Genomic DNA, 17,948 nt, shown 5'->3' with positions numbered 1-17,948 from the left:
GCTGAGCACAGCTTCAGCTATTGCAAGCCATCTACAATAAAACCGACACAACACTGGAAAAGCTATTTTTTAAGCAACTCGTCCAGCGTCTGGTCATCTAGCCATTCAGTATTCATATTACTAACGTAGCTGAAACCTTCATCTACACGGCGACCAACGTTTGAGTAACTATGCCTTGAATTCCAGAACACAAGCTCTGGTTCGATAACATACCGATCATTGAGCTCCATCATGTTGCGTGAGTCATCCTCTGTACTCATCGCCTCATGCAGCTTCTCTCCCGGTCGAATCCCAACAACTTTAATCGGTAACGATGGCGCTAAATACCTTGCCAGATCCGTTACTTTCATACTTGGAATCTTCGGAATAAAGATCTCCCCCCCCCTCATCATTGAAAGTGACGAAAGGACAAAAGAGACACCTTGGCTAAGCGTGATCCAAAATCGCGTCATTCTAGGGTCTGTAATTGGAAGATAATCAGCGCCGGATGCTATTATCTTTTGGAAAAATGGCAACACGCTACCATTGGACCCAATCACGTTTCCATATCTCACAACGGAAAATCGTGTATCAAGCTCACCACTTAAGTTGTTTGCTGAAACAAAAATTTTATCTGATGCAAGTTTACTTGCCCCATACAAGTTTATGGGACTACACGCCTTATCTGTAGACAAAGCGATTACCTTTGACACCCTATTGGCCAAGGCTGCCCTGACAAGGTTTTCAGCTCCATTGACATTCGTACGAATACATTCAAATGGATTATATTCGGCAGCAGGCACGTGCTTCATGGCTGCAGCATGAACCACTATATCGACATCTCGCATAGCCATCTCAAGCCTGCTGTAGTCACGCACATCTCCGATAAAGTAGCGCATGCAAGAATACTTGACCGCGTCGAACTCTTGGGCCATTTCAAAGTGCTTTTGCTCATCTCGGGAGAAGACTATGAGCTTTTTAGGGCTATGGTGCTCTAAAACGTGTCTGACAAATGCCCTACCAAACGAGCCAGTCCCCCCCGTCACTAAAATTGACTTCCCAGACAGATCCACGCTTGGTGCATCAAAAGATCTAATAAACTCTGTCAAATTTCTTGCTCTGACTCATTATTCCACACGTTATCTCAGCATGCTTTTGACGAGCCCATAATTTGACCCAGCCTCACTCACGCTCAGAGATATTTTAGCAAGTCTTATGACAGTATATCTCCCGTCACAAGCCCTATCTACAAACAGATACCTGTGTGAATTCAATTTTCAATCAGTATGACCGTCCCGTTTCTTTCGCAAACACCGCCAACGTCTCCTCGCTGACATGGTGTTCTATCCCCTCGGCGTCGAATTCTGCGATTTCGGGGTCGACGCCGATGGATACCAGGAAGTTATAGACGATCTGGTGGCGTTCGCGACACTTTTTGGCGAGTGCTTCGCCTTTTTCGGTTAGAAAAATTGCACGATAGGGGCGTGATGTGACGAAGCCGTCGCGTTCGAGGCGTTTGATGGTGTTGTTCACGGTTGCGGCCGTCACGCCGAAGCGTTCGGCAAGGGCGACCGAGCGGGCCTCGCCTTCTTCGGCGATAAGGTCGCCGATCATTTCAACGTAATCCTCGGTCACTTCCCTGGCATGCGCGTCGCGCAGGCGGGCGAAGACTTCGGCCTTGTTGTGACGCGGGTTTACCACGGCTTTGTCGCCCATTGATCTCTCCAATTTCTGTCCCGCAACCTTCATAACAACTAAGTTTGCAAAAATCAATTTAGCCTTGACTAACTTTAAAAGTCCGCACATAAATAGTGGGTATTCGCTGGACTGATTTCAATTTGCTTTCGGGACATCTGATGAGCCTTTTCCGATCCGCACGCCCCATTTTGCTGAGCGCCCTTATCCTTGCAACCGGTCTGTTGGCCGGTGCCGGTCATGCCATGGCAAAGCCGCTGAATGTTGTTGCCACCACCTCCATGATCGCTGATGCCGCGCGCCAGGTCGCCGGCGACCGGGCCGAAGTCAAGGCCTTGATGGGGCCCGGGGTTGATCCGCATTCCTATCGCCAGACCCGAAGCGACATCGCCGCGATGGCGCGTGCCGATCTTGTTCTTTGGCACGGGCTGTATCTTGAAGCGCAGCTTGAGGAATTCTTCCTTGATCTGGAAAAGCGCCGCAATGTCGTCGCGGTTGGCGAGGCCATCGCCAAGGACAAGCTTCTGAGCCATGCCGAATACAAGGGCCGCTATGACCCGCATGTCTGGATGGATCCGCAATTGTGGGAAACCGTCGTTCTGGCCGTGCGCGATGCTCTGATCAAAACCGATCCCGAGGGTGAGGCCACATATCGCGCCAATGCGGACCACCATATTGCCGAGATCGCCAAGCTGATCGACTATATGAAAGAGGTCACGGTCACCGTCCCGGAGAAAAGCCGAGTTCTTTTGACCGCGCATGACGCCTTCAGCTATTTCGGGCGCGGCTATGACTTTGACGTGCTGGGCATTCAGGGCATTTCAACGGAATCCGAAGCCGGCCTGCGCCGGGTCGAAGACCTGGTCAACACCATCGTCGATCGCAAGATCTCGGCGGTGTTTGTCGAGAGCTCGGTACCTGAGCGCAATGTGCGCGCCCTGATCGAAGGCGCGGCTGCGCGGGGTCAGAATGTGGTGATTGGCGGCACCCTGTTTTCCGATGCGATGGGCGAGCCGGGAACTTATGAAGGCACCTATATCGGCATGATCGACCATAACGTTACCCTGATCACCCGTGCCCTTGGCGGCACCGCCCCACAAGACGGGTTTCAGGGCAAACTTGCGGCCGGGTCGTGATCAGACAATATTTGACGCCAGCCAAGACAATGTACGCACAAGCGAACAAGGAAGCCCCCATGAGCAATGCCAAACTGGTTGCAGAGTCCGGCAAAATCGTTGATGTCGCGGCCAAGGACGCGCCACTGACCGTGCGTGGCCTGACCGTTTCCTATGGCAACAAGCCGGCGGTGTTTTCGGTAGATGCCTCGATCCCGGCCGGGTCGATGACCGCGATCATCGGTCCGAACGGTGCGGGAAAATCGACCTTTTTGAAAGGTGCGCTTGGCGTTGTGCCGCGCCTGTCGGGCGAGGTCCGCATTTTCGGCAAACTGTTTGCCGAGGCCCGCGACCGGGTTGCCTATGTGCCCCAGCGCGCCAGCGTTGACTGGGACTTTCCGGCCCGCGTCATTGATGTGGTCCTGATGGGACTTTACGGATCGGTCGGCCTGTTCCGGCTCTGGCGATCACGCCACCGCGAACAGGCGATGGACTGCCTTGAGCGGGTCGGCATGGCCGATTTCGCCGACCGTCAGATTGGCCAGCTTTCCGGCGGACAGCAACAGCGTGTCTTCCTGGCCCGCGCACTGGCCCAGAATGCGGAATTCTATTTGCTCGATGAACCGTTTGCCGGGGTGGATGCCGCCACCGAACGCGCGATTGTATCGGTTCTGAAGGAACTGAAGGCCGAAGGCCGCACGGTTGTTTGCGTGCATCATGATCTGTCGACCGTGCCGGAATATTTCGACCGTGTGCTTCTGATCAATGTCCGGCGCATCGCCGAAGGCCCGGTTGAAACCACCTTTACCGCCGAGAACCTTCAGGAAACCTATGGCGGGCGTCTGGCCGCAACCCATATCGACGAATTGCATCTGGCATAGGCGGGTGGCAAAGAGCGACGGGCAAAGGCAGATATCGTCATGAGTTTTATCGAGTATTTCATAAGCGCCCTGTTTCTTCAGGCCGGATATAACAGCGCCCTGGTCGCGGTTGGCGCAGGGTTGCTTGGCCTGTCTGCGGGCAGTGCCGGGGCGTTTATTTTCCTGCGCAAACGCGCCCTTGTGTCTGATGCCATCAGTCATGCGACCCTTCCGGGTGTGGGTCTTGCCTTTATGATCATGGTCGCGTTTGGCAGCGACGGACGATGGCTTCCGGGTTTGATCATCGGGTCAGCCGTGTCATCGGCGATCGGGCTTTTGATGGTCGAATGGATCACGCGCAAAACCCGCCTGACCGAGGATGCGGCAATCGGTGCGGTACTGTCGGTGTTTTTCGGGTTTGGCATTGTCCTTTTGACCGTGATCCAGACCATGTCATCGGGCCGTCAGGCCGGACTTGAAAACTTCCTTTTGGGATCAACGGCCGGGATGCTGATTTCCGAGGCCATGACAATCGCCATTGCCGGCGCACTGGCCGCCGCATTCGTGTTTATGTTGCGCCGCCCGATGACGCTTGTGGCCTTTGATCCGGAATATGCCGCGACCACGGGCGTCAATGTGCGCAATATCGATCTGGCGATGATGGGACTGGCGCTGATTGTGACGGTGATCGGGCTCAAGATTGTCGGGCTGATCCTGATTGTTGCGCTTTTGATCATTCCGCCGGTGACCGCACGGTTCTGGACCAACCAGGTCGGACCGATGATCGGCATAGCAGCAGGCGTTGGCGGGCTTTCGGGATATATCGGTGCGGTTCTTTCCGCAGCCGAGGCATCACTTCCGACCGGGCCGATCATTGTTCTGATTGCCTTTGGCTTTTTCCTGGTTTCTGCCCTGTTTTCGCCGTTGCGTGGCGGGTTGGCATCGGCACTTCGTCATCAGCGTTTCCAGCGCCGGGTCCACCGTCGCCAAGGGTTGCTGTCACTTGCGCGGCGTGAACCGATCTATGACGGACTGACCCTGCGTATCCTGCGGCGGTCGGGCATGATCCGGCGCGACGGGGTTGCCACGGCGCGCGGCCGGGTCGCGGCACAAAAAGCCGCCCGTGATGAGGCACGCTGGGCGGTTGCGCGGCGCATGCTGCCCGATGATTCCGCCATTGAACGCTATGACGGGTTGACCCCGATCGAACGCATGATGACCCCCGACCAGATTGACGAGATCGATCGCATCATCGCAGCCCGGAATGGAGCAAAGGCATGATCGACGACCTTATCACAGCCCTTGGCGCCGAGTTTGTCCAGCTGAGCCTGAGCCCGATTGTAATCGGCATTCTGGCAGCAGTTGCCTGTGCGCTTCCGGGGAATTTCTTGTTGCTGCGTCGCCAGGCACTGATTGGCGATGCCATCAGCCATGTGGTTTTGCCCGGTATTGTCGGGGCGTTTCTGGTGACCGGAACCATCACCGCAGTTCCGATGATGCTTGGTGCCGGTGTGGCGGCAATCATCGCGGTTGTGATGATCGAAATCGTCAAGCGCCTTGGCCGGGTTGAGCCGGGGGCAGCGATGGGGCTGGTTTTCACCACACTGTTCGCAGCGGGCGTTCTGTTTCTTGAAGTCACCGATACCAGTTCGGTTCATATTGATGTGCAACATGCGCTTCTGGGCAATCTGGAAAGCCTGATCTGGTTTGATGCCGAGGGATGGGGTTCGCTTTTTGATCCGGCAGCCCTTGCGACCTTGCCGCCGCAATTGCCGCGTCTGGCGATTGTTCTGGTCGGCATCGGGTTGTTTATCCTGTTGTTCTGGAAGGAGCTCAAGATATCGACCTTTGACGCCGCCTTTGCCGAGGCAATCGGCATTCGCACCAGACTGCTCAGCTTTGCGCTTGTGGTGGCAACCGCAATTGCCGCTGTTGCGGCATTTGATGCGGTCGGGTCAATCATTGTCATTGCGATGTTTGTCTGCCCGCCGGCCAGTGCGCGCCTGATGACCAATCAGCTCGGCCGACAGGTTGGCTGGTCAGTGGTGTTTGCGGTTATTTCGGCAGTGCTCGGATATGTCTTTGCCGGATACGGGCCGGGCTGGTTCGGATCGCCCTATGCGGTCAGTGCCGCGGGCATGATTGCCACCATTTCGGGGATCATTCTGATCCTGACCTGCCTGTTCGGGCCGCAACGCAAACGAACCGGTCAGCGCGCCGAAGCCTGAGACACCCGAAATCGGTTCCAAAACATCAAATGTGACCGATTGCTATCGTATCAGCCGGTCAAAGCCCCCATAATGAAGGGATGATCAAACATCCCCCATATCCGACACGCCCGACTTTCAGGGCCAGTTTCAGGACCACTTTTACAGCCATCCTGACTGTCCTGATCGTGCTTTGGTCTGGCGGCCCGTCCGCGGTCGCACAACAGACTGGTAGCGTCCCGACGGATGGCGACATCCGTGACGAATTGCAGCGGTTTGGCAATATCGATCTGTTTGTTTTCAGCGATCGTGCAGCGTTTCTGGCACGGATGGACGAGACACTGGGACTTGCCAATATCAAGGATCCGGACAAGACATTTGCCAAATTGCCGCGATCACCCTTTACCGTTACCGGTCAGCAAAATGGCCGGCAGATTGCCACCTGTCAGATTTTTGTGCCGGAAAATGTCACCCCTCAAAGCGGTAATGAGATATTTGCCGAACTGATGCGTGGCTGGTTCGGGAAAAGATTGTCCTATGGCACGGATCCGGCCGTAACATATCGCTGGCTGATCTATCACGAGATCCGCCATTGCCAGCCCGATCATTTTGGCGGTGACGATATCGAAAGCCACCGCGACGAACGCGATGCCGATCTTTTCGCACTGGATCAAATCGCAACGGGTCAAAACCGTGACGGGCTGATCGCTGATATCATTGCATTTCGTATGATCACATCCGCCCTGTTTGCCGACCGGTCGCATATGACCGGCCTGTCGGTGCGCTATGCGCTGGACCCGACATCAGATGGCAAAAGCATCACAACAGATCAGGAAGTGGCAGCGTTTCTGGCAACACGTCGCATGATCGGCGCACATGCCAAGGCCATTGCCGCCAATGTCACGCCGACCAATCTTGAACTTGTTCGCGCGATTACCGAACTTCGCACCGCCGCCGAGGCCGGGACACTAACACCCGTCATCGCCCATGCGCCCGAAATCCTGATCGGTCTGGATGATGCGATTGCCCATTTTGCCCCGACCCTGCATGCCAGGGTGGCAACAAAACGTTAGGCCATATCGGTCAGGCCTGGTCGGTCTTGCGCCAGAATGTCATGGCCGTACATTGATCACGCCCAAGGCCAAGTTCCTTGCGCCAGTAGGTGTGGATCGGCTTGTAATCGGCATTTTCCACACCGGCCCAGCAATAGATCGCACGACCATCACGCGGCACTTCGACAGCGCGAATTGCATCCTGAATCAGGCTGTGGGTGACTTCTTCGACACTGTCGCGCAGGATCCAGGTCACCTTGATCCCGCTTTTGGTAGCAACCGGAATAATGTCATCCTTACTGCCCACTTCGATCAGCGCATGGCCCGTCACATGGGCAGGCATTTCATTCAGATAACGCCCGATCGCCGGAAGGGCCGTTTCATCCCCGGCAAACAGCATCCAGTCAGAAGCCGGCAGGTCATTGCCCAGCGGCCCGGTCATCGCCACCAGATCGCCCGGACGCGCATGCAGGGCAAAGGCCGAACCCGGCCCGTTATCGCCATGCATGACAAAATCGACATCCACCCAGCCGCCCGCAGCATCAAGGTCGCGAATGGTATAGACCCGCTGTTCGACCAGATCATCACCGCTTGGCCAGACCGGCATGCCATTTTCGGCCAGCGTCGGCCATTTCGGCTGGGCCTTGCCACGTGGCGGGATCAGAAGACGGACATGAATGCCTTCCTGCTCATAGGCGCCCATATCGACCCCGTGCAGACGCAGGCGTCGCATATGGGGCGACAGATCGGTGATCGCGCCAACAGTCAATTCGCGAAAGTTCGGAAGTTTGCCATTGCTTTGTCCTGCCCCCTTCCAGCGGCAGTCGAAACTGGTACCCGGTGCAGCACCCTGTTGAAGCAGTGAAATGATCGCGGCCTTCATCTGGACCACGCCGACCTCTGTCGTTGCCCCGACTTCCACATCAAGACCGTTTTCACGGCTGCACAATTTGATATGCCCGATCGATACCGAAATGCGCGTTGCGATGTCATCCCCCTGCACATCGCAATCATGACTTTTGTAATAGTCGGCAGTCTGCCGGATCAAAGCGGCACTTTCGGGCAAATCGATGCGGGTGGTTGCAGTCAGGATAGAGGACGGCATTGGGGCCTCGGCGCGATGGTGTTGAGATAAAACCACGGAGGCCTATTGATAATAAAAGTGATAGGCATTCTCAACAATATTTATCATGATTTTTCCGCCACCGTGAAAGGCCGGGAACCAGTTGGTCCGGTTGGAATGGCTGCGTTGATGTTTGTGAAACCATGGTGACATCACGCCAAGCCTATTGGCATTCGCAACAAGGGGTTTGACGTCGGCGTTTGCAAATATAAACTTCGATCGACCATTCAAACCAAATTAACCGGCCCTGCCCCGGCTCTGCCACTGGATGTTTATCCGCCGATCCTGTAAAGGGACGGGCTTGTGACCCAGTTGATTATCGATCCGGAAGATTGAAGACACCGCCATGACAGACAAGATCCGCCGCCTGAAATCATTCGAATTCCCGCTGGCCGTTGAATGGGCCGCCAATGAGGGCTGGAATCCCGGACTTGCCGATGCCGAGGTGTTTTACAATACCGATCCTGACGGTTTCTGGGGTGCCTTTGACAAACAGGGCATGGCCGCAGTGATTTCCGCGGTTCAATACAGTTCCGATTTCGGCTTTGTCGGGTTTTACATCTGCCGCCCGGACCGGCGTGGATCGGGTCTTGGTTATAAATTGTGGCAGACGGTTCTTGATGACAGCGTCATGAAAACCATCGGGCTTGATGGTGTTGTCGATCAGCAGGACAATTACCGCAAGTCGGGCTTTGAATTTGCCCATCGCAATATCCGCTTTGGCGGGGTGGTCCATGCCAGTGCCCCGGCTGATGACGATCTGTTTGCCCTGGCGATTGATGACATCGCCGTTGTGGATGCCTTTGAGCAGACCTGCAATCTGTTTGCCGAAAGCCGGATCGAATTCCTGCGTGGCTGGATCGGCAATAACACCCATACGGCACTGGCCCTTAAAGGGCCGATGGGGCTTCGTGGCTATGGCGTGATCCGCCCGTGTAAAGAAGGTCACAAGGTCGGCCCGCTTTTCGCAGCCAATGCACAAGATGCCCGGACCCTGTTTGGCGCCCTTTTGCAAAGCCGCGATAATCAGGACGGCAAGGTCTATCTTGATATTCCCGAACCCAATCAGGCGGCCCGCGAGCTGGTCAATGACCATCAGATGATTGCCGAGTTCGAAACCGCGCGCATGTACAAGGGAACAGCACCCAAGCTGAACCTTGAAATGACGTTCGGCATTTCATCGTTCGAGCTGGGATAACCTGCGAGCCGGGTCATCATACAGCCCGGCAATCGGGCAGGCAAAAAAACAGCACCATTCAATCACGCGACCCCATGATCGCGGCGATATCGGCCATGCGCTATTCAGGGCCGGTTTGCCAGACTGTGCCTACATCGCTTGATCAAGTCGGATTATCCTTACGGCGGGGTTGACCGCGCGGCGATTTCTGGCAACAAACATTTAATGCCAAAGGTATAGCATCCCCTAACCTAATGCCGTAATTTTACAATCGGGCGGCTCTTTTTGTTTGGTCCATTCCGCGCCGTAACGCAGGAAGTTATCGTTTGGTTCTGGAAAACAGGTTGTAGAAACCCAATTTTGAGGAGTGCAGCACCTAAAATCCTGCTTTTATGTAATGGGGTCAGTATGGACTTTAGAAATGCAACCGCACGGCAATTGAAATTTACGCCCGCTGCCGCGCGTTCTTTGCCAATTTTCATCAAGCACGCTTCGAAACAAAAGTTTTAACGCCGGATACAAATAACCGACATGGATATAGCTACACTCATTGGGATTATCGCCGGGGCTGGCGTTATTTTTGGCGCCATCATGATGGGCGGCAGCCTTGATTCTTTTGTTGATATTCCATCCGTCATGGTTGTGTTTGGCGGGACTGCGGCCGCGACCCTGATCAAGTTCCCGATGCGCGACGTCATAAAGTCGCTGAAAATCGGGGTGGGTATTGCATTCAAGAACCCCAAGGAAGACCCGCTTTCGATCTATGAAAAGGCCATCGAACTTGCCGGTCTGGTCCGCAAGAACGGTCTGCTGGGGCTCGAAAATGTTGAAGTCGAAAACGAAATCATGGCGCGCGGCATCCGCATGTGTGTGGATGGTCACAGCGGCGAAGTGATCAGAAGTTCGATTTCAAGCGAAGTGGAAAAATCGATCCAGAATGACGAGCTTGGCGAACTGATGTTCCGCGGGATCGGCGATACCGCACCGGCATTCGGCATGATCGGAACCCTGGTCGGTCTGGTGCAGATGCTGGCCAACCTTTCGGACCCGGATGCGATTGGCCCGGCAATGGCAATTGCGATGCTGACAACATTCTATGGCGCGGTTCTGGCCAACCTGATTGCGCTGCCGATTGCCGACAAGCTGGCCCTTAAGGTCGATCGCCTGCGCAACACCAAACAGCTGATCATTGAATCGGTCGTGCAGATCCAGGCAAGCCAGAGCCCGATGGTGATGAAAGAAATTCTTGGTCCATATCTTCCGGGTGGCGTGCCCGCTGATGCGGAAGACGGAGAATAAGAATGCTGTCATCTGATCTTCAGGTAGCGGTATAGACCCATGGCCAAGAAACCCGCAGCAGGCGCACCGGCTTGGATGGCGACGTTCGCCGATCTGATGTCATTGCTGCTTGTTCTGTTTGTTCTGTTGCTGACCTTTGCAGAGATGGATGTCATCCGCTACAAGCAGATCGCCGGATCGGTCAAAGCCGCATTCGGCTTTTCCAAACAGGACCAGTTGGCCGGGGTGATCGAACTGGACGGGTCGATTGTCGGCAAGTCGCTTAAGGCGCCAACCCCCGACAGTCCGCGCGTGGTTTCGGAAATCCCGCAGGCAGAAACCCCGAAAATCGAAATCGAGAAAACCGACACCAAGGAACAAAAGGCCGAGGCCCTTGAGGAAACGCTTGAAAGCGTTCTTGAGAATATGAGCCTGGAAGATCAGGTCGGGCTGGAACGCATTGATGGCGAAGTCGTGATCCGCTTCCCGAACGAGCTGGCCTTTCCGTCCGGATCATCGGGCATGACCGAAGAATTTGCCGCCATCCTCAATCGGCTGGCACCGGTCATCAACCAGACAGAGGGCGAAGTTCTGGTGGCCGGTCATACGGATAATATTCCGGTATCGTCTTCGTCTCCCTATATATCAAACTGGGACCTTTCCGCAGCCCGTGCGACATCGGTTTTGCATTTTCTGATTGATCAGAACGGAACGGACCCCAGACGGATGGTTATTCAGGGCTATGGTGACAGCCGCCCGATCGCCAGCAACGACACCCCCGAAGGGCGGTCCGAAAACCGGCGTGTGGAAATCACCATCCAGATGGTCGAAACAAATGCACCCGATGGTGCAACAGGAAGCGGAGAAAGCGTAAACGATACTGATGCGACGGACTTTGATGCGCCCGATACCGGCAGTTCCGATTCAGGAACCTTCAGCATCGACAATCCCGGTGCAGGCGGGGCGGGTAGCGGCACAGGCAACACCGCCGACACGCCGGGCTCCACATTGCCGCGGCGCTCGTTCAGCATTCCGTCCGCACAGTAACAATTACGCGCAAAAAGGCCGGACATTCCCGGGACAGGAACCGGCTTGCGAATAAGGGAAATCGCGGAACATGGCGAGCAAGGACAATAAAAACAAAACGATCCTGTATGCCGACTACAGTGAACGGAACATGCTTGCCGCCCGCGAAGCAATCGAACCGCTTGGCTTTGGCAATTTCGTCCATTGCGACGACCGCGAAAAGACCGTCGAGCTGATCGGTGAAATGCGCCCGGAGCTGGTTCTTGTCGGATTGTATCTTGATGGCATGCGCGGCATTTCGACCATTCGCGCCATTCGCGATTCCGGAAGTGACGAGAACCCGATCGGCCGCACGGTCCCCATCCTTCTTGGTGCGCCAAAACTTGACCGCCGCGGCATGCGCGATGCGGTCGATGCCGGGATCGAAGGGGTGTTTCGTCAGCCGATTGATCCCAAACGCCTGCGCAAGATCATTGAAACGGTCATGCGATCACCGCGCCGTTTCGTTCTTAAGGAAAACTATTTCGGCCCGGCCCGGCCACAGGACATGATCCGGGCGGGCACCACCATGCCCAAAGCCCCGGCAACAAAGTCCCCGTCACAGACCACCACCCCGGTCGAAGAAACCACCCCGGAAAATCCCGGCCGCCGCAAGCGTGACCGCATCAAGGCCGCGATGCTTGAAACCCCGCCTGTCGCCAGTGCAAGTCCTGCCCCCGCGCGTCGTCGGGCGGCGGTTGGTAAGCCGGCCACCGCCAAAAGCGCGCAGCCCGTGGAAACCGTTGCCGATATCCGCGATGACAAATCCCCCCTGGTCGGAATGAGCGACACCATCGAAGTTGCCAATGTGCAGGCACGGCTGAATGGCAGCGGGCAGGTCTTTGATGACAGCGACCTTCCCGAAGTGCCGATCGCCCATGACCGCGATACCGGCCCCCAGAATATCGAAGCCGTACAGTCCGCACGCGAGGCATTGTCCCCGGTTATCGAACCGGCCAGCGAAGAGCCCGAGACAGAAGAACCCGATGACGACCCGATCGAAACCGCAGCAGATGACGACAGCGAAGAGCTGGTTGAAATCGATCTGCATGAAGCCTTGATCAGTCACAAGCTTTGGGTTGATACCGGCGGCAAGGAAGGTACGGTCATGTCGATTGACCATGCCGATCTGCGTGAAGCCGAACTTGAAGGCATTGATCTGAGCCGCTGCGGCCTTCCCTTTGCCAGTTTCAAGCGCGCCAATTGCAAGGATGCGGTTCTTCGGCGCTGTAACCTGACCGGGGCCGATTTCATCGAAAGCAATCTTGATAGTGCCAATCTTGCGGCAAGCCGCCTTTCGGGGGCACGTTTCAATGATGCGATGCTGCGCAACACGGTATTTCTGGGATCGGATCTTTCGAATGCCAGTTTCCGGGGCCAGCATTTGCTTAATTGCGATCTGAGCGGCACCAATCTGGCCGGGACCGATTTTCGCGATGCGGATCTTACCGGCACGCGCGGACTGTTTGCCGAACAAATCCAGCGCGCGCGGGTCAATGCCAATACCCGCCTGCCCCGCAATCTTAAACTGCGTGATTAAGGCGGCCCCTATCGGCGGCCGAACATCTTTTCGATGTCATGAAGTTTCAGTTCGACATAGGTCGGGCGCCCGTGGTTGCACTGCCCGGAATGCGGGGTGGCTTCCATCTGGCGCAAAAGCGCATTCATTTCATCGGCATTGAGTTTGCGCCCCGAACGCACCGACCCGTGGCACGCCATGGTCGCGCAGACATACATCAGGCGATCTTTTAATGCCATGCCCTGCCCCAGTTCGGCGATCTCGTCGGCCATGTCACGGACCAGGGCGGCAACATCGACCTTGCCCAGCATGGCAGGGACTTCGCGCACCACGATGGCACCGGGGCCGAACGGTTCGATCACCAGTCCGAGTTCGGCGAATTCTTCGGCGCGGTCGGCAATGCGGTCAGCCGATGCTTCGTCCAGTTCGACCACTTCGGGCAGCAGCAATCCCTGACGCTTGACACCATTGGCGGCAAGATCGGCCTTCATGCGTTCATAGACAATGCGTTCATGGGCGGCGTGCTGATCGACAATCACCAGACCGTCGCGGGTCTGGGCAATGATGTAATTGGCATGCACCTGCCCGCGCGCAGCACCAAGCGGATGATCAACAAACTTGCCTTCATCGGCAATATGATCAATGCGGGCCGACGGTGCGGCACTGTCATAACCGCCCGACAATGCCGCGGCTGCCGCCGCAGCAAAACCGTCACCGCCGGTATCGCGCGCATCATCCGGTGTCCCGGCAAAATCCCGCCCGCGATCAAACAGACCGCCATATCCCGCCCCGGAATCGACCGGGGACTGGGCGGCATAATTGCGTTCGACCGCCGCATGGCTTGGGATACTGGGTTGATACTGCCCAATGTTAAAGCCGCTGCCAACACCGCTGCGCCCAGCACCACCATACGGAAGTGAGGGTCCCTCACCTTCGCGGCGAACCGCCCCCAATGCCATATCGGCAACCGTGGTCGAGGCCCGGTGTCCGGCCCCGGCCAATGCATGTTTGAGTGCCCCGACAATCAGGCCACGGACAAGGCCCGGATCCCGGAAACGGACTTCGGTCTTGCCGGGATGGACGTTGACGTCAACATCGCGCGGCGACAATTCAAAGAACAGCGCCAGCAACGGATGACGATCGCGCGCCAGGAAATCCTGATAGGCACCGCGCACCGCCCCCTGCAACAGCCGGTCCTTGACCGGGCGGCCATTGACAAACATGAACTGCATCTGGGCATTGCCACGGTTCAGGGTCGGCACCCCGGCATAGCCGGTCAGACGGATGCCTTCGCGTTCGGCTTCGATCTGAAGGGCATTTTCCTGAAACTCCCGGCCCATGACAGCGCCAAGGCGTTTGAGGCGCGCATCAAACAGATCGCCTTCACACGCCGGGTAATTCAGGATCGATTTATTACCATCGCCCGTCAGGGTAAAACCGACATCGGGCCGCGCCATGGCAAGGCGGTCCATGATTTCACGCGCATACATCTGTTCGGTGCGCGCAGTCTTGAGGAATTTCAGACGCGCCGGGGTGGCATAGAAAAGATCGCGGACCTCGACCCGGGTGCCATAGGGATGGGCGGCCGGTTCCGGTTCGCCCTTGGCCCCGCCTTCAATGCTGAGCGACCAGGCATTTTCAGAGCCCCGCACCCGGCTCGTCAGACGCATCCGCGATACAGAACCGATTGATGGCAATGCTTCACCGCGAAAGCCCATGAACCCGATATTGAACAAATCATCATCGGGCAGCTTTGACGTCGCATGACGTTCAACCGCAAGCGACAGTTCCTCGGGCGTCATGCCCTTGCCGTCATCGGTGATCGACAAAAGCGTCCGCCCGCCATCACGCAGATTGACATCGACCCTTGTGGCCCCGGCATCAAGCGCGTTTTCAACCAGCTCCTTTAACGCCGCAGCCGGGCGTTCGACCACCTCACCGGCGGCAATCTGGTTGATCAGGTTCTGGGGCAGGACGCGCAGGGTCATGATGAAGGCAATGCTCGTGATGTTCGGATTGTTTATCTTGGTTGCCTTGAACCTATCAAAGCACAAAGCGCGGCGAAATCCCTTTCACCGCGCTTTGACATTTTTAGATGTGACTGACGGATCAGAAGGCCAGATCGCCTTCGGGTTTGCCCACCACGGTCACCGTCACATTGGCCGGGTCCATCAGTTCGGCGGCAACGCGGTTGACGTCATCAAGGGTGACGGCATCAACAAGGCTGTTGCGACGATCGAGGAAATCCATGCCAAGGTCTTCTTTCTGCATGCCGACCAGCATGCCCGACAGATTGCCAAGACTGGTAAAGCGCAGCGGGAAGGCCCCGGTCAGATAGGATTTGGCGTTATCGAGTTCTTCCTGGGTGACGCCCTTTTCCTTCATCTTGGTCCATTCGGCGCTGATCAAAGACAGGCTTTGGCCAATCGCGTCATTGCGCGTGGCAACCCCGCCCATCACCATTTCGGCATGGTCCAGATTGGCAAGGTAGCTATAAACCCCATAGGCAAGGCCACGCTTTTCACGCACTTCTTCGGTCAGGCGCGATGAAAAACCGCCACCGCCCAGAATGTAGTTCATGACATAGGCCGCATAGAAATCAGGGTCGGTGCGTTTGATGCCCTTTTGCCCCCAGATTGCCTGGCTTTGCGGGATATCCTGATCAACCACATCAAGACCACCAAAGGCCGGGGTCACATCAGGAATTTCAGGAAGGTCGCTGTGTTCAGGCAGACTGCCAAAGGCTTCGTCAAGCAGCGGACCGAGTTCGTCGGCCGTGATATCACCCGCAACACCAATGATCAGATTGTCCTTTGCAAAGGCACGCCCGACGAAATTGCGGAAATCATTGGCATTGAGCGACGCAACCGTTTCAAAGGTGCCCGAAACCGGACGGGCATAGGGATGATCGCCAAAGATCGAGCTGAAGAATGTCCGGCTGGCAATGTCGCCCGGATCATTTTCCGCCCGCCTCAGACCGGCAATGATTTGCGAACGGATACGCTCGATCGCTTCGTCATCGAAACGCGGTTCGGCCAAGGCCAGACGCAGAAGATCAATTGCGGTATCGCGTTCGCGGGTCAGTGTGGTCAGGGACCCGGAAAAATCATCGCGACCGGCATCAAAGGTCAGACTGATTGAACGGTTTTCCATCTCGCCGCGGAAAGTCTGACTGTCCATGGCGCCGGCCCCTTCGTCAATCAGGCCCGAAACCATATTGGCAAGACCAAGCTTGTCAGCCGGATCGGTTGCAGCCCCCGCACCGGTAAAGGCGATATCCATCGTCATCAGCGGGTTCATATGGTCTTCGATCAGCCAGGCGCGAATGCCGCCTTTGGAAATGACTTCCTGGACTTCGACCGCGTGGGCGGACTGGGTGATACCGACAAAGGTCAGGGCCGCAACGGCAAGACCGGCTGCGTGTTTCATGATCTGGTTCATATCAATGTACTCCTGCGCCGGAATCGATGGGCAGTGCCGGACCCCGGCCGGAAACCGGTCCGTCTATTGGCGGCATCAGCCAGCCGGTGACAGATTGCTTGTCATTAAAGACGCGCTTGGCGGCTTCGTTGACCTGATCAACAGTGACCGCCGAAATCCGGTCCGGCCAGCTTTCGACCTGATCGACCGTCAGACCAACCGCAAGCGATTTGCCCAGAACACGTGCGCCTGCCGAAAGTGAATCACGGGCAAAGACCGCACTATCAAGCAACTTCTGCTTGGCGCGGGCCAGTTCGTCTTCGGTCACGCCATTGGCAATGACATCGGCAATCTGGTCATCGACCGCCTTTTCAAGATCGGCCAGTTCGACATCGTCACGCGGCACGGCATAGACACCAAAACTGGCAAGATCGACCGCAACCGGGTCATAGAATGTCCCGACACTGGTCGCGATGGCCTGATCAACGACAAGCGACTTGAAGAAACGGCTGGTGGTGCCGGACCCGATAATTTCACTGAGCACTTCAAGCGGGGCGGCATCAGCCGCATTGTCGCTGTGATAGGACGGCGCAAGGTAATAGCGCGACATCGATGCCTGACCAACGCGCGGATCATGCATGGTGACTTTACGCGGGGCGTGCTGGACCGGTTCCTTAACCCGGTTGCGGGTCAGAACATCACCACGCGGAATGACGCCGTAATATTTTTCGGCCATGGGCAGCAATTCATCCATGGTGATGTCACCGGCCACAACCAGAATGGCGTTATTGGGTGCATACCATTTGCGATAGAAATCAAGCGCATCTTCGGTCGAAAGATGTTCCATCTCGTTGCGCCAGCCAATAATCGACCGGCCATAGGGATGGGCCATGTAAAGACTTGCCCGCATCTGTTCGCCCAGAAGCGCACCGGGATTGTTATCAATCCGCGATCTGCGTTCTTCGATAATCACATCGCGTTCGGGCAGAACCACATCGTCAGACAGCTGAAGATTGGTCATGCGGTCGGCTTCCATCTTCATCACCAGATCAAGGCGGTCGCGTGCGATATTCTGGAAATACCCGGTATAGTCCCAGGTGGTAAAGGCATTGTCATTGCCGCCATTGCGCGCAACGATTTTCGAAAAGTCGCCCGGGGCAATGTCTTTGGTGCCCTTGAACATCAGATGTTCGAGAAAATGGGCAATGCCCGATACGCCAAGCGGCTCGTCGGCCGAGCCAACCTTGTACCAGACCATCTGGGTCACGACAGGCGCCCGGTGGTTTTCCACCAGCACCACCTGCATGCCGTTATCAAGGGTCGCTGTCTGGGGGCTGAAGACCGCGGCTGCGGACATATTCGGGATCAATGCCACCATGACCGCTGCCAGCAAGCCGGCAACTGTACGGTCGCGCATCGAGATTACGGAAAGTCTTGGAATTCTCATTACGTCATCCC

The 17,948-nt window shown here is 56.3% G+C and carries 15 protein-coding genes; 9 read left to right on the top strand and 6 right to left on the bottom strand.

The features are described from left to right. Positions 1-62 precede the first annotated feature (62 nt). Positions 63-1,088, bottom strand: coding sequence for a UDP-N-acetylglucosamine 4,6-dehydratase (inverting) (gene pseB, locus CU041_RS01700; protein WP_101245526.1), 1,026 nt, complete (start codon positions 1,086-1,088; stop codon positions 63-65). Between the two features lie 172 nt (positions 1,089-1,260). Next, on the bottom strand, positions 1,261-1,695 hold the full coding sequence (mntR, locus tag CU041_RS01695) for a manganese-binding transcriptional regulator MntR (protein WP_101245525.1): 435 nt from the start codon (positions 1,693-1,695) through the stop codon (positions 1,261-1,263). Positions 1,696-1,835: 140 nt separating this feature from the next. Here mntR and CU041_RS01690 point away from each other — a divergent pair, with 140 nt between their 5' ends. The 5 genes from CU041_RS01690 to CU041_RS01670 all read left to right on the top strand — a co-directional run bounded on the left by CU041_RS01690 (position 1,836) and on the right by CU041_RS01670 (position 6,929). Continuing rightward, entirely contained in the window at positions 1,836-2,810 is a 975-nt protein-coding gene (locus tag CU041_RS01690) for a metal ABC transporter solute-binding protein, Zn/Mn family (protein WP_101245886.1), read from the top strand. Positions 2,811-2,869: 59 nt separating this feature from the next. After that, positions 2,870-3,670, top strand: coding sequence for a metal ABC transporter ATP-binding protein (locus CU041_RS01685; RefSeq protein WP_101245885.1), 801 nt, complete (start codon positions 2,870-2,872; stop codon positions 3,668-3,670). 39 nt (positions 3,671-3,709) lie between these two features. Then, a complete protein-coding gene (locus tag CU041_RS01680) occupies positions 3,710-4,930 on the top strand; it encodes a metal ABC transporter permease (RefSeq protein WP_101245524.1) in 1,221 nt (406 codons plus the stop codon). Then, the gene (locus CU041_RS01675) at positions 4,927-5,877 is read left to right on the top strand and encodes a metal ABC transporter permease (protein WP_101245523.1); all 951 of its coding nucleotides are present in this window, start codon (positions 4,927-4,929) and stop codon (positions 5,875-5,877) included. Before CU041_RS01680 ends, CU041_RS01675 begins: the two co-directional genes overlap by 4 nt. A 167-nt stretch (positions 5,878-6,044) precedes the next feature. Beyond that, positions 6,045-6,929, top strand: a complete 885-nt coding sequence (locus tag CU041_RS01670; protein WP_170310073.1) for a hypothetical protein — start codon at positions 6,045-6,047, stop codon at positions 6,927-6,929. Between the two features lie 10 nt (positions 6,930-6,939). Here CU041_RS01670 and CU041_RS01665 read toward each other — a convergent pair whose 3' ends face one another. After that, positions 6,940-8,013 carry a siderophore-interacting protein gene (locus CU041_RS01665; RefSeq protein ID WP_101245521.1) on the bottom strand — a complete coding sequence of 358 codons (1,074 nt, stop codon included), beginning with the start codon at positions 8,011-8,013 and terminating at the stop codon, positions 6,940-6,942. A 364-nt stretch (positions 8,014-8,377) separates the two neighbouring features. Here CU041_RS01665 and CU041_RS01655 point away from each other — a divergent pair, with 364 nt between their 5' ends. From CU041_RS01655 to CU041_RS01640, 4 genes are all read left to right on the top strand, one after another. Then, on the top strand, positions 8,378-9,229 hold the full coding sequence (locus CU041_RS01655) for a GNAT family N-acetyltransferase (protein WP_101245519.1): 852 nt from the start codon (positions 8,378-8,380) through the stop codon (positions 9,227-9,229). A 510-nt stretch (positions 9,230-9,739) separates the two neighbouring features. Further along, complete coding sequence (locus CU041_RS01650; RefSeq protein ID WP_101245518.1) at positions 9,740-10,507, top strand: motility protein A; 768 nt, start codon at positions 9,740-9,742, stop codon at positions 10,505-10,507. 39 nt (positions 10,508-10,546) lie between these two features. Next, positions 10,547-11,533: an OmpA family protein gene (locus CU041_RS01645; protein WP_101245517.1), complete on the top strand. Its 987-nt coding sequence runs from the start codon at positions 10,547-10,549 to the stop codon at positions 11,531-11,533. Between the two features lie 70 nt (positions 11,534-11,603). Beyond that, on the top strand, positions 11,604-13,091 hold the full coding sequence (locus tag CU041_RS01640; RefSeq protein ID WP_101245516.1) for a pentapeptide repeat-containing protein: 1,488 nt from the start codon (positions 11,604-11,606) through the stop codon (positions 13,089-13,091). An 8-nt stretch (positions 13,092-13,099) separates the two neighbouring features. Here CU041_RS01640 and mutL read toward each other — a convergent pair whose 3' ends face one another. The 3 genes from mutL to CU041_RS01625 all read right to left on the bottom strand — a co-directional run bounded on the left by mutL (position 13,100) and on the right by CU041_RS01625 (position 17,937). Beyond that, entirely contained in the window at positions 13,100-15,058 is a 1,959-nt protein-coding gene (gene mutL / locus CU041_RS01635; protein ID WP_101245884.1) for a DNA mismatch repair endonuclease MutL, read from the bottom strand. 121 nt (positions 15,059-15,179) lie between these two features. Further along, positions 15,180-16,511, bottom strand: a complete 1,332-nt coding sequence (locus tag CU041_RS01630; protein ID WP_101245515.1) for a M16 family metallopeptidase — start codon at positions 16,509-16,511, stop codon at positions 15,180-15,182. 1 nt (position 16,512) lies between these two features. Beyond that, a complete protein-coding gene (locus CU041_RS01625) occupies positions 16,513-17,937 on the bottom strand; it encodes a M16 family metallopeptidase (protein ID WP_101245514.1) in 1,425 nt (474 codons plus the stop codon). Positions 17,938-17,948 lie beyond the last annotated feature (11 nt).

The organism is Thalassospira povalilytica (genome assembly GCF_002844235.1).
Classification (GTDB): domain Bacteria; phylum Pseudomonadota; class Alphaproteobacteria; order Rhodospirillales; family Thalassospiraceae; genus Thalassospira; species Thalassospira povalilytica.
This window is presented reverse-complemented; position numbering and strand designations above follow the sequence as displayed.